The following is an 18,637-nucleotide window of genomic DNA, read 5'->3' as shown; positions in this document are numbered from 1 at the left end:
ATGACCGTAAATTAATGATATACCTTTCTATTATACGCTTTGAAAGGGCAGATTTTTCATGAAAATATATAATTAAAGAATAAAAAATTCTATTGAACTGAAACCATTAATTGTTAAAGCCCCATTTACTGTAGACTAGCAAATGGGGCTTTAACAGTGTGAGTACCTGTATATCCATAACTTTATCAAACGTTTTGATAATTGATGAATAGAAGCCTACCTTATAAACTTAGCTCTTCTAATCACCAATTCTGCAACTACGCCGATGGCAACTCCTGCTATCGTTCCAGAGATCATCAGTACCGGTAGGTAGTAGAAGATTCTGATATCATTGATGAGTAATGCCGCAATTGCGAGCTGTCCCATATTATGCAGGAAACCACCTGCCATACTGACACCGGTAATGCTGAAGAGGTCGGTCTTCTTGAGCAAAATCATTCCTATCAAGCTGATCGTCGCACCTGCGAGAGAGTAGAGCATGCCGAACACACCGGTAAAAAGCAGTCCAGCGACTACTATTCTAATGACATTTAACATAACTGCGTATTTGGCAGAGAGCTTATACAGCGCAACAACAGCTACTAAGTTAGCTATCCCTAATTTGATCCCCGGAATGCCTGGAGTATATGGTATAATAGCTTCGACGTACGATAAAATTAGCGCCAGTGAAGCTAGAAGCGCAACTGTTGCAACATTGTTGCTGCGGCCGCGAGGAGTCCTCCGTGAAGGCTCGGTTGAGTGTTTAACTCGAGACTGAGTCATACTTGTGTGCCTCCTTTCCGCTTATCGAAACGACCACTTTATTAGGAAGGCAGATTATGCTTTCCCCGGTCTTGCTTATAGCTTTGTGCTTTACGCACACCTGATTTTCGCATGATGCTTCGGACATGGTCACGTAGCCGTGCTTAATTCTGATTACATTTAGCTTATTCCCCTGCTTTACAGCGATAGTTTTATCCTCGGACAAGCTGTACACTCCGTACTTCTTGCCATCTACTGTCACGGTGACTTTGTCTCCTGAATGACTCGTCGTGCTGAGCCATACCGAGGAGGCGATACCAAGTGAAATGAGGATTATAAAGAGGACGATATCAGCTTTTCTTATAAATCCTTTTAACATTATTCGTTATTCCCTGTAACCCCTTAACTGTGAGGTAATGAATTGATTAAATTTAGCAAACAAACCATAAAACTTTCGTTAATATTCGCAATAATCGCAACGGTTATTATAACACAGACAGCCTGCAAGAACACCAAGGATGTTGAGCCAGTATCAAAGGAGGGCTTCTATCTCGATACAGTGTGCAAGATTTCGATATATGACATGGATGGAGATCTGGACAAGGAGAAGGCAGAGGCTGCAATCAACAAGGCTTATAAAAGATGCCGCGAGCTCGAGAATACCCTCAGCAATACAATCGAGACGAGTGAAGTCAGTCAGATCAACAATGCTGGTGGAAATTGGGTGACTGTTGGAAAGGATACGCTCAAGGTCGTGAAGGCTGGTGTAAAGTATGGTGAGCTATCCGATGGCGATTTTGATATAACTATCGGATCTGTTTCAGGATTATGGGATTTCCAGTCTGAGAACCCAGTAGTTCCAGAGCAGTCTAAGATTACCGAGGCTCTTAAACACGTAAACTATAAGAATATTCAGTTCGATGGAAACAAGATAAGAATCATAGATCCTAAGGCTAAGCTCGACCTCGGCGGTATTGCCAAGGGATATGTTGCTGATGAACTTACGATTCTGCTCGAGAAGGAAGGCGTAACATCTGCTGTAATTAACCTTGGAGGTAACATTTCCACGATAGGGGGTAAACCAGACGGCAGCCCATTTATCATCGGAATAGAGAAGCCATATACTGACAGGACCGAAATCATCGGAACTACGACAGCGGATAACCAGACCGTCGTTACTTCAGGAATATATGAGAGGCAGTTTCAAAAGGATGGTAAGATTTACCACCATGTGCTAAGCAGCAAGACGGGATATCCTGTCGAGACGCAGCTTGAGGCTGTCAGCTTGGTGGCTAAGAAAGGTCGCTCGATGGATGTAGATGCCATGAGTACAATCTGCCTGATGAAGGGTGTAGATGGAGGGAAGGCATTTATCAAGAAGCAGAAGGGAGTTGAGGCTGTCTTCAGCGCACAGGGCAAGGAAGTTGCCAAGACTAAGGGCATGAAGTTCACAGCTGAATAGCTAATTAACGCACGGCTGTCAGATGATTATAATATCAAGCGTAGCAGCATAGCAGGCAGCATACAGATTACAGATATTAAGTAAGTAGGAGGTGTATATTTTGAATAAGAGCAAAATACTAGTCGATATGCACCTACACACCACGGCATCAGATGGGTCATTTAGCCCCTCGGAGGTCGTTCAGAAGGTGAAATCGTCTGGTGTCAAAGTGTTTTCGCTGACTGATCACGATACGACTGCCGGCGTGCACGAAGTCGAAGATGATATACCGGAGGGAATGGAATTTTTCAAGGGCATTGAATTCTCCTGCAAAGCCGGAGACATCAAGTGCCATATCCTCGGCTACTCGTATGACGATAATCACCCTGATTTTATGAAAGCACTCGCCGCTGCAGAGGCGAAGAGAGAAGATAAGCTCGCGATTAGAATTGAACACCTTAGGGAAGTGGATGGCATAGAGCTAACTGCAGACGAGATTGCAGAGTTAGAGGCGATTCCTTCAGCTGGGAAGCCCCATATAGCTAATATCCTCATGCGGAGAGGAATCCCAGGTACCAGAACAGAGGTTATAAACAGATATCTTGAATTTGGAGTGGAAAGCAGGATTCCTGCCGAGCTAGCGATCGGAGCGATTAAGTCATCTGGTGGAGTCGCAATCTGGGCTCATCCTCTCGGTGGGGAGAATGAAATCCATATGAACAGAGAGGAGCTTGAGGAGAAGCTAGGTGTCCTGCAAGGTATAGGAATAGAGGGACTAGAGTGCTTTTATTCTAGGTACGATGAGGACGAGATAGCGATGCTGCTAGATATTGCGGAGAGTCGGGGGCTTCTCGTGAGTGGTGGCAGTGATTTTCATGGCAAGAATAAAAACGTAGAAATCGGTGAACTCGGTGTGAGTAAGAGACCTGTCTTCGATTCAGATCTTAGCCTTATAGCAGAACTCAGGAGGAGAAAGCGATAGAGAGTTGTTCCATATAAAGTGCACCCTTATATCGCATTAATTAAATTATAGTATTGAATGACAGTGCCAGTTTATATATAATACGCAAGTTCGTAAAAACGATAATTTTTTTTATATAAAGTAAAGGGGCAATAACATGAGTGAAAAGACAGCAAAAAAGTTAGGCTGGGCAGGAACATGCATGTCCATTCTAATGTACGTAGCATACATAGCTCAGATAATGAGCAATCTTAACGGGAACAAGGGCAGCTTCATCCAGCCACTAGCAGCAACAATAAACTGCACGCTGTGGGTGACATACGGATTCTGCAAGAAGGACAGAGATTACCCAATTATATGTGCTAATGTGCCAGGTATCTTATTCGGTCTAGGAGCAGTTATAACATCATTTTAAAGATAATATACATGAGCATGAAAATGCCACTCCAGAGTGCTGGAGTGGCATTTTTTATATATGGAAAATTTGACTATAATGTGTTAATTAGAGTGTTTATATATCTGTGTTTTATGAATTCTGCTCACTGATTCTATCAAGAAACTCAAACACCCTCTTATAGTAGTCCTCTAGTATCTCATCAGTTCCATTATATAGCTCGTGCTTAGCGCCTTCGTATATGATGAACTCGGTGTTCGGCGTACTATATGCGAATTTATAGTGGCCTTTTGAATCCACAAGCGCATCGCTTCCAGATGTAAGGAGCAAAACAGGTATATCTATCTTGCCAGCGTCCTTTAGAATTTTAGGAGTGGTGCGGAAACTCGCGTAGCCCCAGCCGTTAGACATCATATTTGTATGATAGTGGTTGTCTTCAAGGCGCTGATTAAATATATACCTGTACCTAGGCTCTGACATTGCACTGCTCTTCTCGTAAGTGGGGATACCATCCCAGCGTTTGCCACCGGGAAACGGCAGCTTCTCCTGACGCAGCAGCTTGATTTTAGCTAGCATGAGGCTGATTAAAAACTTAGGCGTGCCATCAGTTTTTATCTCGAACATGGGGGAACTTAGGATTGCAGCGTCGAATATCCCAGGATGCTGCTCTAAGTATAGAGCACCGATTGCACCTCCCATGGAGTGTGCGAACATGATGCATGTGAGATTCCCGATGCGAGGCTTAGCAATCTCAATCATGAATTGATGGAGATCGCTCGTGTAATCGTTATAGCTATTCACATGGACGATATCATCCTCGTCTATCTGTCTGCCCGAATAGCCGTGACCACGGTGCTCCAGAAAGAAAACCTCGTAGCCAGCTAGCCAGTAATATTCGGCCATCTCATGAAATTTTCCCCAGAAGCCGCAGTAACCGTGGAGCATGACGATGCAGCCCTTCGGAGAACTCTCCTGCGGTGCATGGTAGTACTGAATAGAAATGCCGTCATATGCGGTAAACTGTCCTTCGGTCACATGGTCTTCTCGCCAGCGCTTGTTGGTAGTGACCATATGATCATCGTACTCACTCTCCCTGACGATGGTGATGCCAGCTGGAAGCTTCGCATCGCTCAGATTCTGGGCTTCAGAGGTGTTTACCCTTGTTACCCTTGCTTGCGTATGAACCTTCATATCAGCCTCCTGATTGTTTCAAGTGTTTTATCAGGGTAGTTGGTAATAATGGCGTCGACGCCAGCTCTGCATGACATCTCTATATACTCATCCTGGTCAACCGTCCATACGTTGACAGCAATGCCGCTCTTATGGCACTCTTCCATAAAGCCCGGAAACTGTATGTTGTATAGCGCTGGGTGTAGAGCTTGAACTCCGTATTTTAGCGCATATGCAGGCATACCGATTGTTCCGTCGGCATAGAGGAATCCTAGCTTCGCCTCAGGTGATATTTCTCGCATGTGCTTTATCGTGTAGTGGTTAAAGGACGAATAGATGACCCTATCTGAGAATCCGCATTCGCTGGCCAATTTTAGAAGCTTTTCTGCCATGCCTGGGTAAAAAACAATTCCTGTCTTAAGCTCTATGTTTATCATTATGTCGGCATCATCAAGCAGGTCAAATACCTCGCGCATAGTCGGTATAGTGGTTCCTGAGAAATCTTTTTTGCCATAGGAGAAATCCAGAGCCTTCAATTCTGCGAGCGTTTTGTCCTTAATCCAGCCACTGCCGTTTGAGGTCCTATCTATCGTCTCGTCATGACAAACGACGAGTTCGCCATCTCTGGTCATCTGCACGTCTAACTCAATGCCATCTGCCCCTAGTTCAATTGCTCTCTGAAATGCCGGTAGAGTGTTCTCAGGACAATACCCGCTTGCACCGCGGTGTGCCCACACGAGTGGGCTGTTCTCGGACTTGGAATTTTGCTGCTCTATATGAGCATCAGTATTGGTCATATGTGTTCACCTCTTGTTTTATCATTGTAAGCCAATTCTAGTGATTTACGATCTGATCTTATGTTCGTTTGACGTCTTCCACAAATCCTCGTATTTGAAACCCGTTACACGTTCGAGTATTCGCTTCTCGTCGTCTGATGCGATGCTGCCATCGGTGCCGCGCCTTCTACCTATTTCCTTCTTTACAATATCGAACTCCTTATTTGTTATCGGGAAGATGTATCCGAATATCAGCAGTAATACTACGAGAATAGCTGGTATTACGATGAAAATCATAGCGATTCCGCGCTGCGTTGTTAAAGCTTGACTAACTCCTGAATGCGCGAGTTTAGCATCGTAGCCTACTAGCGATAGTAGGATTCCGATGAACCACACCGATAGGCCTGCAGAGATTTTTCTCGCAAATGTCGCCATCCCGGATACGATGCCTGGACGCCTTGTGGAAGTGATAAGTTCATCTATATCCGCCATATCGGCCAGAATTGCAAATATGCTCGTCAAAGTTGCTGCGTTTCCAATTCCCACTCCGGCGGAGAGTAGAAGGACTGGAACAATTGGGGCACCTGCATACGAAAACGCAAGTAGTCCAAGAGTTGAAGCTAACCTTATAGGAGCACCGATGAGGATGGTGGTGCGCTTTGAGGTTCTGGTCATTATCGGTGTGAAGATTAGCATTCCGATAAGCTGAGATGAGAGAAGCACTCCCATCAGCATGGTCAGGTATCCCTTATCATATCCTCCTAAAACATCGTCGACATAGTAAATGGCCATACCCGAAACGAAGTCCATCGCACACTGACCGGAGAGGTATATGCCGATGAAAATCTTGAAGGAACGGCTTTTGAATACTGACGATGCCTCGGAGAAGCTATCGCGAAGCTTCGTCTTAACTGGTGACTTTACCTTTTCCCAAGTTCCAATAAATGTTACCACTGCTGCAAAGCCGAACAGGATGCCGAAAATGATCGCTACCTTGAGATACATGCTCGTGTTCAAAGTATCTTTTATCATTAACGTTGGAACGAGTCCAGCCAAGATGGCTCCTACAGTAGACCAAATCATCCTGAGACTCGAGAACTTTGAGCGAATATCATAGCTATCAACCATGTCCGGCAGGAGACCGTTGTAAGGGACCATTATGATTGTGAAGCACGTCGAAAATAAGCAGTACATAACTATGTAGTAGATAAACTGCAATGTAGTGCTTCGCGTTGGAATCGTCGTCCAGAGCGATACAAATGCGATAGCAGATAGGATTCCGCCTATCAATATGTATAGCCTCTTAGGTCCAAATCTTGAGGATGTCCTATCGGTGATATTTCCCATCATCGGATCGGTAATGGCATCCCATACCTTTCCTACCATTGGAATAGCGCCAGCGAGTGCAGCGGGCATGCCAAGAGCTTTAGTCAGGAAGACTAAAAAGAAGGTGTTGATGATTACGAAAGCGCCACCTCCGTAGAACTCAGCCATTCCGTACATGAGACCAGCCTTTACTCCTGTGCCGCGGAATTTTCCTGCGATTTTATCGTTCATTATGACCTCCGGTAACAATTGTCATCAATATGTATTGCTGTCATTAATGATAATTAACGACTAACTGCGGTATTTTCATTTACGATTATCCATGCCATTTTACCATATGCTGAGTTACAAAAGGGCTGCAAACGCATAAATAGTTAAATTTTTTTAAATAAATCAAATCCTGATAATGGATGGATACAAAACATCAAATAATTACAAACAAAACAATAAGCCGGGAACTTGCGCTCCCGACTACATGTCGTTAAAACATATGGCTACATGCCTAGCGGATTAACCGCGAATGGCTGAAATTAAATCTCCAAGTAATGGTTCGAACTTTACACCGTACCAGTGCTCTTTGTCATCTATCGTATTCTTGATGCAGCTGAGGACGTATTCGCCAGCAATTCTAGCTGCTTCAGCCTTATCTTTGCCTGCGAGGTAAGATCCTACAAATGCAGATGCGAACACATCACCCGTTCCGTGGCAAGAAATAGGCATCTTCTCGTGCCTTATGTAATTTATGCCGTTTTCGTCTGAAACGAGGATTCCTGTGCTCTCATCATTATAGCTGACACCAGTCATGATGACGGTCTTGGCACCTAGCTCATGCAAGCCCTTTACGAGCTTCTCAGTATACTCTTCGTCGTAGCTTTCCTTGTACTCATTACCTGTTAGAAGTGAAGCCTCCGTTATATTAGGAAGTGTTACGTCAGCTACAGCGACAAGCGACTTCATAACCTCCACGAAGTCCATGTCAAATGCTGGATAGAGCTTGCCGCCATCCGCCATCGCTGGGTCTACTATCCGTAGACCGGACGGAGATACAAGCCTTGCAAATATATCCTTGACATATGCAATCTGCTCGCTGCTTCCGAGGTATCCCGTATATGCTCCATCGAATGTAATTCCCTCGATCTCCCATTGCTTGATGATATCAGGCATATCGCTAGTTAAGTCGCGGCAAGTAAAACCTTTAAATCCACCAGTGTGATTCGAAAGTACGGCTGCTGGTAAAATTGCTGTCTCGTGTCCGCATGCCGAAAGTATAGGTAGTGCGACGGTCAGCGAGCACTGTCCGACGCATGATATATCTTGTACAGATAATATTCTCTTATATTCCATCTATTAACCTCGATTTCTGTAAATGACTTCTGAATGTTCTGTGATTAAAGAGAAGTTCTCTTATAATAGAAGCTTCTTCCTAGTGCCGTCTTGCCTAATGCCACAGAAACTATGATAGCAACAACTGCACCAACAGTTGCCTGTAGGACATTGCCGGGAACATCAGCGAGTGGGGCAGCCCAGTTTCCATATATGAAGCCCTGCGCTGCGTAGTAACCAGATACAGTCCAGAGAACTGCAAGTACGTATGCGAATAGCTCTGAAAAAGGTAGTCCTGCAACCTTAGCTACATGACCTCCGTTTGCCGCACGCTTATTCAGTAGATCAAAGAATAGCTGCACAATCAGCACCATAACGATTTTAATTACCAATGTCCAAGGTGCCCAAACGGCATAACCACCATAGATGTCTGCTAGCCCAGCACCAACACCGCCAGCGAAGCAGGCGTACTTCTTAGGCAAGATGATCGCTGCGAGAAGCACGAATCCGTCACCAAGGTGAATGTATCCCATTGCATTAGGAATCTTGAAGAATGTAGTTGCGATCATAACCATAGCAGTCATCATAGCAGTGGTTACTAGAATTAAAGTCTTATCGCTTCTGTCGGCACGGCTGGTGCCGTTTGTCTGGTTTTTAGTTTCAATCATACTTTTTATCCTCCATATAGCAATCTATAATTCCTTATAGAAATGCTGTTTTTATTATCGAATTGTCGTTGTGCACTCTTTCGACAAGTATTATAATAACAACATAGTGCAATTATAAAAATATACAATTTATGCAAATTTTTAGAATACAGATAGGGGAAAACAGACGATGAGAAGCATTATTTTCGATTTTGCCGATAATAATGAACAAAATCTATATACAGATTTTTGATTACATAAAGGGTAAAATTCTTTCCGGCGAGTTTGAGCTCGGCATGAAGCTGCCATCGCTACGTCAGCTTGCGAAGGAAAATGGTATCAGTGTCACTACTGTTGAGACCGCATACAATCAGCTGCTCGTAGAGGGTTACATAGAGAGCAGACCCAAGTCAGGCTACTATGTCAGTGATGATATATCTGGTGCGGTCGGAAATGGAAGTGCAGATGGAGAACTCACACTGGACGAGCTTCTCCCCCCAGAGAGCACCAAGACTGTTAAGGAGCGCTCGCTCATCTACGACGAGGAGAGTTTCGAGTTCTCGAAGTGGAAGAAGTGCATGAGCAAGGTGTTCAATGAGTATGCCTACGCACTGCAGTCTGAAGCTGATGTACAGGGTGAAGCAGCACTTCGCTACGAAATCGCAAAATATCTATATGCTGGTAGAGGTGTGAAATGTTCGCCAGACCAAGTTGTGATAGGCGCAGGCTCACAGCAGCTCGCAACGCATCTCATACGTATCCTAAGAGAGCTCGGCATCAGCAACGCTGCGATGGAATCTCCGGGGTATGGCCCCGTTCGGGAGATATTCAAGGATGAAGGTGTCAGCCTATCTAATATCCCAGTTCAAGATAATGGAATTGTGATTGAGCGTCTTCCAGTGAATATGCGAAGCCTCGTTTATGTAAATCCGTCAAATCAGTTTCCGTCAGGTGCCGTTATGCCGATTGGCCGTAGATATGAACTGATTAAATGGGCGGAAGCCAACGACAGCTATATCCTAGAGGATGATTACGATAGCGAACTCAGGTACTTTGGGAAACCTATACCAGCCTTACAGGGCCTCGACAGGTCGGGGAGAGTCGTGTATCTTGGGTCGTTCTCGTCGACACTTTTTGCATCGATTAAGATAAGCTACATGGTGCTGCCGAAGGAACTCATGGAGATATTTGACAGAATCAAGAGCAAGTATTCGCAGACGTGTTCCAAGGCGGAGCAGATTTGCTTAGCTCTGTACATGGACAATGGCTATTACTACAGGCATATCAAGAAGTGCAGAAAAAGAAATTCTGAAAAGCTTCACACCACTATGGAGATGTTTAGGGAATATGGAGAAGGACTGATTGAGGCACTTGACTCTAAGTCTGGATTAGCGGTTATGCTGCGCATCAAAGCTCCTGTGCCGGTTGAACAACTATGCAAGGTAGGCAAGGATGTTGGGCTTATGATGAATCCAGTTACAGATCTCTGCACAGAGGACGAACAAGTTTTGTACTTCTATTTCTATAGAGTGTCTGAACCGCTGCTACGGCTGCTTATAAAGATGTTTGTCGGTAATATCAAGAAGGGAATGAGGAATATCAATGCTTAGAATATTAGTTAGCAACGATGATGGAATAGATGCGCACGGAATCCGCACATTGGTACGTTTTCTTTCGCACATGGCAGAGGTATATGTTGTGGCTCCTGACAAGCAGCGGAGTGCTAGCGGGCAGGCGATTACGTTTGGTGGCAAAGTGACTGCTAAGCAGGTAGAGATGGATGGAGCCAAGAAGGCAATTGCCTTATCTGGAACTCCTGCAGACTGCGCTAAGTTCGGTATAGATATGATGAAGGAGGCGGGGACGCCACCAGACTTTGTCATAGGCGGAATCAATCACGGCGGAAATGCTGGTGCAGATATAAACTATTCCGGAACGTTCGCGATTGCAAACGAAGGCGCTTTGAACGGGTATAGTGCGCTTGCACTGTCCGTGACAAACAGAAAAGCGACGCACTTTGAATTCATCTGCGAGATGATACCGGAGCTGCTCGAAGTAGCGAAGAAGCTGCAGCCTGGGAGCATTCTCAATGTAAATGCACCTGACCTTCCTAAGTGGCAGATTAAGGGTGTGAGATATGCCGAGGCTGGCATCTGTGGTTTCAACAACAAATTTGAGAGGGTCATGGAAGAAAACCTAGATAGCGAGGATGAGGAGCACGAAAATAAACCTTTTTCAGAAGGAGAATATAAGTATAACGGTGAGGTGACGGATGGCAGTGTTCAGCCGCCAAATACTGATCTTTACTGCCTGGCAAATGGATATGCGACCATCACTCCATATAAGGTGAACCGCGTGGATAACGGCTTGCTCGCAAAGCTCCGTGGTCTTAGCTCGGATAGTACAATGTGCATAATCATGGATGTCCAGGGGCACACAGTGTCAAAGGTTCGTAAGAGCGAGAAGTTCATGGGGAACATATTAAAGCTAGCAAAATGCCTCAAGATACTGGAGCTTCCAACGCTCCTAACAGAGCAGTTCGGCCACGATACAGAGCCAGTTTTAGGTGAACTTAAGAGTGAGTTACATAGCTTTGAGAAGCTGGATAAGGTTGATTTTGACTGTACATCTTCCCCAGACATGGAGAGCTTGCTACAGTCTCATAAAGGTAAACGCATTGTGCTCGCTGGCCTAGAGGCACATATTGGGATACTGCAGAGCGCTAGGAGCCTTATAGAGAAGGGGTATGATGTTCAGGTCATCAAGGATTGCTGTGCTTCCAAGCAGAAGGATGACCTCGAGGAGGCGATGAAAACACTCAGGGATATCGGATGCACGATTACAACTTTAGAATCATTCATATATGATGAAATCGGTAGTACAACCAACTTCTCATACAGGAAGGTGAAGAAGGTTCTCGAAGCATAAATAAAAAGTTATGTGCCTGATATGATAATAATTGCTAGAAAATACACGTAAAAAATGTTATTATATTTTGCATTGGCGCTCAGCGTAGAGCTATGGAGCGTTAAATTATATAAGCGCTACATAGAGGTAATGGCAGCGCAATTAGGTAAGGACAGGTGGTTTAAGAAATGAATAACAACAAAAGATGGTTGTACCTCGGAATGGCGACTATTTCAACGCTGTTCCTCGGACTTATTTACGCATGGTCACTGTTTAGAACTCCTTTTGCAGAGGTATTCAAGACATGGACAGTAGCACAGATGTCGATGACATTCACTATATCGATGATCATGTTCTGCTTGGGCGGACTCATCGGAGGTCATCTCGGCAAGATTTTCGGTGTAAAGCTCAGAATTCTCATCTCTGGAGCACTGCTTCTCATCGGATTCTTTATGGTTTCGACTTTGAATCCAGCAGATGCATCAGGAAGTCTCACGAAGCTTTATATATTCTACGGCGTATTCGGTGGCGGCGGCGTAGGTGTTGGATATAATGCCGTTATCACCACTATCACTAAGTGGTTCCCAGACAAGGTTGGTCTTGCTTCGGGAATTATGCTCATGGGATTCGGTCTAGGTGGACTTGCCCTAGGAAGTGTTGTAACTAAGTTCATTGCGAAGTATGGAATTTTCTCAACATTCAAGATTCTAGCTATCACAATTTTCGTAGTAATGGTTGTCGCAGCTATTATCATTAAGGCTCCAGAAGCGCCTGCAGCAGGTGCAAGCAAGGCTGCAGCATCTGATGACAAGGTTCATCACTATTCAGCTGCAGAGATGATGAAGACAGGTAGATTCTGGGTGTTCTTCATCTGGGCTGTTGCTCTAAACTCAGCAGGTCTGATGGTTATCAATAGCGCAGCTAATATCTCGCTTGCTTACGGTGGATCTGCGGTACTCGGAATGATCGTTTCGCTGTTTAACGGAGCAGGAAGAATCGTTACAGGTAATAACTTTGATAAGTTTGGCAGAAAGACGACTGCTATTGTAAATAACTTATTCATGTTTATAGCAGGTGTTCTGCTTGTAATCGGCGGCATGAGTCACTCGCTAATCGCAATCGTAGTTGGACTTATCTTCGTAGGTCTAGCTTATGGAGGAACTCCAACTCTAACATCTGCATACATCAATAAGGCGTTCGGTCATAAGTATTTTCCAACTAACTTCAGTATCGCAAACTTCTCTCTAATCCCAGCAGCTATAATCGGACCTAATATCTCTGCTAAGCTGCTCGAGGCTGCAGGTGGAAAGTATGATTCGAACTTCTATGCGCTAATCGTATTTACCTTGGTAGCATTCGTGCTATGGGTTGCACTTAATGTGACAAGTAAGAAGAGCGATAATGAGGGATATAAGTAAGATTTAATTATTGAGAAGATTTATCTGATGAATTAATAGAAAAAGTAAATATAAACCAAAGAATCAGCAATAGAGTAGTAACATATGCATATCATGCATTGCAAAATCTATAATTGCTGATTTTTTTATTTTACTCGATTTTTTAGTATGAAAAAGTGTAAAATCAAGCTAGGGCTAGTAGATATAGTTAATGAAATGATTCGTGTATACATGACTAGAACTATGGAGATACTTATGAAGAGAAGGATTTTGATCGTTGAAGATGATAATAGCCTAGCCGAACTTATAAAGATATATTTAATGGCTGAAGAATGGGAAACAGAAGTTGCACCTACAGGGTGCGATGCAATAACCATGATGCTAGAAGATAAGTTTGATTTAATTTTATTAGACCTACTATTACCAGATATTAGTGGTCTAGAGGTGTGTCTTAAAATTAGAGCGTATTCCACCATACCTATTATAATGGTAACGGCTCTTGAGGGTTCTGCCCATCGAATATATGGCTTAAATATGGGCGCAGATGATTACATAGTAAAACCCTTTGAACCGTATGAACTGATTGCTCGGATAAAATCACAATTTAGAAGGACTTATGAGTATTCTAAAAAAGATAGCGAAAAAAACGATTATGAAAGGGAAATTAGTGACTTAAAGTTAAGTAAAAAGACCCATAAAGCATACTATAAAAAACATAATATAGATTTAACACCAAAGGAATTTGAAATACTATGGCTTCTTATGGAAGACCCTGACAAGATTTATAATATGAATGATATTCATTATGTAATATGGGGGGATCAAGTTCTAGAATCCGAGGTAAATCCTGTGATGGTGCACATTAGACGAATAAGGAGCAAATTTGAAAAATTAGGGGCTGGTTCAATTATTGCCACTGTGTGGGGAGTTGGGTATAAAATAAATGTTTAAAAATAAAGGATATTTTATAGAGACCGTTGTTTATCAAATAATTTGGATTGTTGCAAGTTCTGTTATAAGCATAGTTATATTTGAATGTGTTGATATTGCAGTATACAACAGTCTCTCAAGTAAACGTTTTAATAGCTTACATTCTGCATACTTTAGATTTGGAAGGTATGGCATTATAATCTTTTTTTTATTACTAATGATATGTGGGCTATTTTATATTCAAAAGAGGAGACATGATAAATACAATCGATACATTAGGGCAGGGTTCTTGTATCTAACACGGGAAGGTAATGATTTAATTGATTTTCACGAATCATTAGCACTAGAGAGAGAGATGTTCGTTGAGCTAAAAAATTACAACAATGAATTAATGGATAAATACGAAAGGGAATATCAAGAGAAGACGGATCTTCTAACATACCTTGCCCATGATATTAAAACTCCTATAGCTAATATGGTTGGATACATTACGCTTCTTAATGAAGAAAAGGAAATCTCTGAACAGAGCAAAAGTAAATTCATTAACATTATTTATGAAAATGTTCAATATCTGAACCAATTAACAGAAGAGTTCTTTTCGTATCTAAAATTTAGTTTAAACGATATACCTTTAAACCTAATAACTTTCAATATAGGTATATTCTTTAAACAGTGGGAAGATGAAAAAAGAATTATAATTAAACACCATAAATTAAAGCTCAAAATTGCAGAAAAAGACTGCATCGATGTTAAAATGGATCCTCAGTTGCTCTTAAGGATTCTAGATAATCTAACAACCAATGCGATAAATTATTCTAGTGATGGCTCAGAAATAGAAGTAAATGTGGAGATTGCTAAAGACATACTTAATATAGGGATTATTAATACTATTAAGAGTGATGTGATTATAAATTGGGACATGGTAAAAACTAAGTTTTACAGAGGTGATTTATCAAGGCGAAGAGGAGGAAATGGATCAGGATTAGGTCTTACCATTGTAAATGAGTTAGTGAATCATCTCGGTGGTGATTTTGAAATTAATGAAAGCAGTGGAAAGGTTTTTGCTAATGTAAAGTTGCCATACAAAAAATGAAAAGCAAAGAAAAAGCAAGAAATAAAAAAAGAAAATGTAACCAAACCGAACGAAGGATATCCTAAAAATAAATATAGGATATCCTTTTTAGTTTATTGACAAGAGATGGAGGGCTTAATATGAAAGACGAATTCATTTTAGATTAACTTACTATTAGTGATAGATTACTTTTACATGTATTTTTCAATTATTAACAAAGGAGATAAATTATGAAAAAGAAAGTAATACTGGCGGTAATGATAGTGATTGTTTTATCGTTTTCTGTACCAACATTTGCGACGGAGAACATAGATTTGCCATATGTTGAAAATTTGGGATACGAAGTAGTAATTCCAGATGCAGATTATAGTAAACTGATGCCAGCAAACTATAATAGTGGCTGGAAAAAATTTCTAGGCGGTTCATGGATACATGGTGTTGGTAATAGGTATGTGTGGTCAAAGTATGATCATAAATATAAAGTCCACAAAACAACAGTTCAAGGAGCTGGTGGAAGGCTGTCGTCTTCTGGATGGACCGTTGCTGGAAGGAGGGCTGAGGCATCATGGGAAAGAGCAGTATTCGGTAACAAAGCGTGGGCTACGGTTAAGTAAACGTTATTTTAATATTTGAGATATGGAAACACTGATTCACTTCAGTGTTTCCAATATTTAATAATAAATTATGGAGAAAAGACATGAAGAAGATTATTTGGGGCATAACGGTTTTGCTAATTATGATAATTAGCATTGGTAAATTCTATGAAGAAGATGACGTCTTCTTAAATTATTTTCTTCATGAGTTTGACACTACTATTAACATAACATCAAATGAACATGCAAATAAAAATTCAATTATAAAACTTGAAGGGATAGCCCAAAATAATAATATTAGCTTCATAAAATCTGAACGAAAACCAATGAATGGTACCAGAGAACGCCAAACTTTAAAATTATATATTTATTTAAATGATGTAAACTGGTTTCAGGATAGCTATTGGAATATCAAGATAAATAAAAAGGAGAATAAGCTAAATAAATTCTCTAGTGGAGAAATTAAAAGTTTGCTTACAAGAAAAAAAGTTCAGTTAAAGTCTTTTGAAAAAATGAATGAAGTAAGTTTTAGTGGGGATTATCATGTCAGGGGCACGGAAAAAGAAATAAATGAATTTGTTAAAGAAATTAATAGATCTAAAGAAATGACTGCGGTGATTGATAAAAGCTATGTTGTGACAAGTGGAATCACATGGAACCAAGTGGTTTTATATATGATCCTTGTAGGATGCATTATATCCATATTCGTTGTTTCGTGCATCTTATTTAACAATCTAATTTCGAAAGAATTGGCTGTTGAAGGACTTCTTGGTTACAACTACTTTGGGTTATCAATAAGAAAAACAATTGATATCCTATTACTTCCTAGCTGTATAGGAGTAGTGGGCTCTATAGCAGTTATTATGCTATTAATAAATGAATATATGAATTTTGAATGCGTATTTCTTATGAAAGATATATATGTGGCTATCAGTAAGATAATTGCCGTGCTATTTTTTGCCGAGTGGATTCTGTTATATAGAAAGATAAAATCAATAAATTTAATTAAATGGTTAAAAGGTTACAGAAAATACTCTATCAGAAACTCTAAATTAACGAAAATAATTGTGACTGCTATAACCATATATTTTGCAACTATAAGTGTCATGTCTTATAAAGAATACATAAGTCTGAGAGGGTGTCTTGAAAATTGGAGAGATTCAAAGCATTATACGAATACCGCTTGTACTTGGTCATGGGCTTATGTCGAAGATGATGACAAGTTTAATAATGTAGTTGCCCCTAAACTAAATAAGCTTTGGAATCAGCTTGATAACAAAGGGGGGATACTATTCTTTGCACCTAATCCAGAATATGGAAGCACTGGCTATGATGATAAATATATGAAAGATCAAGCTTTTTATGGGAAATATGCGTATGTAAATGATAATTATTTAAGAACAACAAACATAGTGGACATAAGCGGGAACAAAATAAATAGGAATACAGTAAATGAAAATGAGTGGATTATATATGTGCCAGATGACCTAAAAGTAAGCAAAAAGGATAAAGCAAAAATCCGAGAAGATCATAGATTTCAAAGCCTAAAAAAAGAAAATTTGAAGGAAAAATATATTTTTATAAAATCTAATCAAGAAACATTTTCCTATGATATAAATAAAAGGATTGATAGAGCTAAAGTTAAGGGGTACGTCCTAGTTGCAGTTCGAGGATCGGATATGTCGCCATACGAAGGAGTGAAGTTACCAGTATTAGTAAATGGGCAATTTCATCCATATGTTCTTCATCCAGAAAAGCCATATGATGAAATAAAAAACATTGCTAAAAAAACTCAAGCAGAACAATTTATATTATATTCAAAGTCTGTTTACAACGAAGTTGTGGATATGATTAGCTCGTTTAAAATAGAGTTTATTATATATTTAATAAGTTCAATTTTATTAATGATAATCCTATTCATTTCGCTCAAATTAGATAATGATACTTATTATTATAAAAACAGACAAAAAATTGCTGTATCAAATCTTTTAGGATACCGATTTTATGATGTACATAAAAATAGATTGGCAAGTATCATCAAGGATAATATCGCAAGTTTAATCGTAGTATGTGTATTGATTATGTATCCTAAAATTACAGGGTCATTAGATATTTTTGAGCCACGGGATGGATGGGCTAATTCACAAATTGCTGTAAATATAGTAATTGGAGCACTCTTCATATTGATATGTTCTTGCATTGAACTGATTCTACTTTTAAAAAACGAAAATATGGTTGCAAAAAGGCTAAGGGAGGGTAATTAAATGAATGATTCGACTAATCTGCAAATCTCATTAAAAAATATAGCAAAGAGATATAATAATCATAAGGTTTTAAATAATATTACCCTAGATATATATAAAGGAGATTTTATCTGCATTTACGGTTTGAGTGGAAGTGGAAAATCCACATTACTCAATATTATTGGTGCGCTAGAGGACTTCAATAGTGGTGAATATAAATGTTTTTCTAAACTAAATCCTGCCAGAAAAAAGAAAGATGCAGAACTTTTAAGAAGAGAGAAGATTGCCTATTTGTTTCAGAATTTCGCTCTAGTAGATAAGATGACTGTAAAGGAGAACATGTTATTAGCTACAAGGTATGTTAAAGAGAGAAACAAAGAAGAAATAATAAATTCAGCATTGAATGAATTAGGGGTACTAGATAAAATAAATGCATATGTATATGAACTATCAGGAGGGGAACAGCAACGAGTTGCTATGGCAAGAAATATGGTGAAACCATATGATATATTGTTAGCTGATGAACCTACAGGTTCCTTGGATATAAAAAATAAAAATATTGTCACCAATAAACTCATTGAACTTAATGAAAAAGGTAAAACGATTATAGTTGTGAGCCACGACGCTGATTTTCAAAAAGTTGCCAAAAGAAATTACCTAATAGAAGATGGTATGCTCAAGGGGTTTTGAAGCGGAAATACTAGTAATGAAGAAAT

The 18,637-nt window shown here is 40.6% G+C and carries 18 protein-coding genes; 11 read left to right on the top strand and 7 right to left on the bottom strand.

All coding sequences use genetic code 11. The features are described 5' to 3' along the window. Positions 1-216: 216 nt before the first annotated feature. Positions 217-762 carry a Gx transporter family protein gene (locus C5Q96_RS06505; RefSeq protein ID WP_106057570.1) on the bottom strand — a complete coding sequence of 182 codons (546 nt, stop codon included), beginning with the start codon at positions 760-762 and terminating at the stop codon, positions 217-219. Next, positions 743-1,120: a NusG domain II-containing protein gene (locus C5Q96_RS06500; protein WP_106057569.1), complete on the bottom strand. Its 378-nt coding sequence runs from the start codon at positions 1,118-1,120 to the stop codon at positions 743-745. The genes C5Q96_RS06505 and C5Q96_RS06500 overlap by 20 nt, the downstream gene beginning before the upstream one ends. 42 nt (positions 1,121-1,162) lie before the next feature. Between C5Q96_RS06500 and C5Q96_RS06495 the strand changes: the two genes are divergently transcribed. The 3 genes from C5Q96_RS06495 (at position 1,163) to C5Q96_RS06485 (ending at position 3,558) form a co-directional block, all read left to right on the top strand. Next, on the top strand, positions 1,163-2,203 hold the full coding sequence (locus tag C5Q96_RS06495; RefSeq protein WP_106057568.1) for an FAD:protein FMN transferase: 1,041 nt from the start codon (positions 1,163-1,165) through the stop codon (positions 2,201-2,203). 100 nt (positions 2,204-2,303) lie between these two features. After that, the gene (locus tag C5Q96_RS06490) at positions 2,304-3,164 is read left to right on the top strand and encodes a PHP domain-containing protein (protein WP_106057567.1); all 861 of its coding nucleotides are present in this window, start codon (positions 2,304-2,306) and stop codon (positions 3,162-3,164) included. A gap of 136 nt (positions 3,165-3,300) precedes the next feature. Continuing rightward, positions 3,301-3,558, top strand: coding sequence for a SemiSWEET family transporter (locus C5Q96_RS06485; protein WP_106057566.1), 258 nt, complete (start codon positions 3,301-3,303; stop codon positions 3,556-3,558). Positions 3,559-3,669: 111 nt separating this feature from the next. Here C5Q96_RS06485 and C5Q96_RS06480 read toward each other — a convergent pair whose 3' ends face one another. From C5Q96_RS06480 to C5Q96_RS06460, 5 genes are all read right to left on the bottom strand, one after another. After that, complete coding sequence (locus C5Q96_RS06480; RefSeq protein WP_106057565.1) at positions 3,670-4,728, bottom strand: alpha/beta fold hydrolase; 1,059 nt, start codon at positions 4,726-4,728, stop codon at positions 3,670-3,672. Next, positions 4,725-5,504 (bottom strand): glycerophosphodiester phosphodiesterase, encoded by a 780-nt coding sequence (locus C5Q96_RS06475; RefSeq protein ID WP_106057564.1) that lies wholly within the window; start codon positions 5,502-5,504, stop codon positions 4,725-4,727. Before C5Q96_RS06475 ends, C5Q96_RS06480 begins: the two co-directional genes overlap by 4 nt. A gap of 45 nt (positions 5,505-5,549) precedes the next feature. After that, complete coding sequence (locus C5Q96_RS06470) at positions 5,550-7,040, bottom strand: MFS transporter (protein ID WP_106057563.1); 1,491 nt, start codon at positions 7,038-7,040, stop codon at positions 5,550-5,552. A gap of 279 nt (positions 7,041-7,319) precedes the next feature. Continuing rightward, positions 7,320-8,153: a pyridoxamine kinase gene (locus tag C5Q96_RS06465; protein ID WP_106057562.1), complete on the bottom strand. Its 834-nt coding sequence runs from the start codon at positions 8,151-8,153 to the stop codon at positions 7,320-7,322. A gap of 44 nt (positions 8,154-8,197) precedes the next feature. Then, positions 8,198-8,800 carry an ECF transporter S component gene (locus tag C5Q96_RS06460; RefSeq protein WP_106057561.1) on the bottom strand — a complete coding sequence of 201 codons (603 nt, stop codon included), beginning with the start codon at positions 8,798-8,800 and terminating at the stop codon, positions 8,198-8,200. A 203-nt stretch (positions 8,801-9,003) separates the two neighbouring features. Here C5Q96_RS06460 and pdxR point away from each other — a divergent pair, with 203 nt between their 5' ends. The 8 genes from pdxR (at position 9,004) to C5Q96_RS06420 (ending at position 18,611) form a co-directional block, all read left to right on the top strand. Next, entirely contained in the window at positions 9,004-10,389 is a 1,386-nt protein-coding gene (gene pdxR, locus C5Q96_RS06455; protein WP_106057560.1) for a MocR-like pyridoxine biosynthesis transcription factor PdxR, read from the top strand. Further along, on the top strand, positions 10,382-11,707 hold the full coding sequence (gene surE / locus C5Q96_RS06450; RefSeq protein WP_106057559.1) for a 5'/3'-nucleotidase SurE: 1,326 nt from the start codon (positions 10,382-10,384) through the stop codon (positions 11,705-11,707). The genes pdxR and surE overlap by 8 nt, the downstream gene beginning before the upstream one ends. A 167-nt stretch (positions 11,708-11,874) precedes the next feature. Then, positions 11,875-13,104, top strand: coding sequence for an MFS transporter (locus C5Q96_RS06445; RefSeq protein ID WP_106057558.1), 1,230 nt, complete (start codon positions 11,875-11,877; stop codon positions 13,102-13,104). Between the two features lie 234 nt (positions 13,105-13,338). Next, a complete protein-coding gene (locus C5Q96_RS06440) occupies positions 13,339-14,034 on the top strand; it encodes a response regulator transcription factor (RefSeq protein WP_106057557.1) in 696 nt (231 codons plus the stop codon). Continuing rightward, a complete protein-coding gene (locus tag C5Q96_RS06435; protein ID WP_106057556.1) occupies positions 14,027-15,106 on the top strand; it encodes a sensor histidine kinase in 1,080 nt (359 codons plus the stop codon). The genes C5Q96_RS06440 and C5Q96_RS06435 overlap by 8 nt, the downstream gene beginning before the upstream one ends. A gap of 209 nt (positions 15,107-15,315) precedes the next feature. Next, positions 15,316-15,699, top strand: coding sequence for a lactococcin 972 family bacteriocin (locus C5Q96_RS06430; protein ID WP_106057555.1), 384 nt, complete (start codon positions 15,316-15,318; stop codon positions 15,697-15,699). Positions 15,700-15,782: 83 nt separating this feature from the next. Then, entirely contained in the window at positions 15,783-17,942 is a 2,160-nt protein-coding gene (locus tag C5Q96_RS06425) for a hypothetical protein (protein ID WP_106057554.1), read from the top strand. Further along, complete coding sequence (locus C5Q96_RS06420) at positions 17,943-18,611, top strand: ATP-binding cassette domain-containing protein (RefSeq protein WP_106057553.1); 669 nt, start codon at positions 17,943-17,945, stop codon at positions 18,609-18,611. It begins immediately after the preceding gene. Positions 18,612-18,637 lie beyond the last annotated feature (26 nt).

This window comes from Mogibacterium diversum, from assembly GCF_002998925.1.
Lineage (GTDB): Bacteria > Bacillota > Clostridia > Peptostreptococcales > Anaerovoracaceae > Mogibacterium > Mogibacterium diversum.
Note: the sequence above shows the minus strand (reverse complement) of the source record. Positions and strands in the feature narration are given on the sequence as shown.

Excerpts from the sequence above, each read along its gene's own strand:
- C5Q96_RS06475 (WP_106057564.1), bottom strand. The coding sequence starts at position 5,504 with ATGACCAATACTGATGCTCATATAGAGCAGCAAAATTCCAAGTCCGAG.
- C5Q96_RS06425 (WP_106057554.1), top strand. The coding sequence starts at position 15,783 with ATGAAGAAGATTATTTGGGGCATAACGGTTTTGCTAATTATGATAATT.
- C5Q96_RS06420 (WP_106057553.1), top strand. The coding sequence starts at position 17,943 with ATGAATGATTCGACTAATCTGCAAATCTCATTAAAAAATATAGCAAAG.
- C5Q96_RS06465 (WP_106057562.1), bottom strand. The coding sequence starts at position 8,153 with ATGGAATATAAGAGAATATTATCTGTACAAGATATATCATGCGTCGGA.
- C5Q96_RS06445 (WP_106057558.1), top strand. The coding sequence starts at position 11,875 with ATGAATAACAACAAAAGATGGTTGTACCTCGGAATGGCGACTATTTCA.
- C5Q96_RS06485 (WP_106057566.1), top strand. The coding sequence starts at position 3,301 with ATGAGTGAAAAGACAGCAAAAAAGTTAGGCTGGGCAGGAACATGCATG.
- C5Q96_RS06430 (WP_106057555.1), top strand. The coding sequence starts at position 15,316 with ATGAAAAAGAAAGTAATACTGGCGGTAATGATAGTGATTGTTTTATCG.
- C5Q96_RS06440 (WP_106057557.1), top strand. The coding sequence starts at position 13,339 with ATGAAGAGAAGGATTTTGATCGTTGAAGATGATAATAGCCTAGCCGAA.
- surE (WP_106057559.1), top strand. The coding sequence starts at position 10,382 with ATGCTTAGAATATTAGTTAGCAACGATGATGGAATAGATGCGCACGGA.
- pdxR (WP_106057560.1), top strand. The coding sequence starts at position 9,004 with ATGAACAAAATCTATATACAGATTTTTGATTACATAAAGGGTAAAATT.
- C5Q96_RS06500 (WP_106057569.1), bottom strand. The coding sequence starts at position 1,120 with ATGTTAAAAGGATTTATAAGAAAAGCTGATATCGTCCTCTTTATAATC.
- C5Q96_RS06505 (WP_106057570.1), bottom strand. The coding sequence starts at position 762 with ATGACTCAGTCTCGAGTTAAACACTCAACCGAGCCTTCACGGAGGACT.
- C5Q96_RS06470 (WP_106057563.1), bottom strand. The coding sequence starts at position 7,040 with ATGAACGATAAAATCGCAGGAAAATTCCGCGGCACAGGAGTAAAGGCT.
- C5Q96_RS06460 (WP_106057561.1), bottom strand. The coding sequence starts at position 8,800 with ATGATTGAAACTAAAAACCAGACAAACGGCACCAGCCGTGCCGACAGA.
- C5Q96_RS06480 (WP_106057565.1), bottom strand. The coding sequence starts at position 4,728 with ATGAAGGTTCATACGCAAGCAAGGGTAACAAGGGTAAACACCTCTGAA.
- C5Q96_RS06435 (WP_106057556.1), top strand. The coding sequence starts at position 14,027 with ATGTTTAAAAATAAAGGATATTTTATAGAGACCGTTGTTTATCAAATA.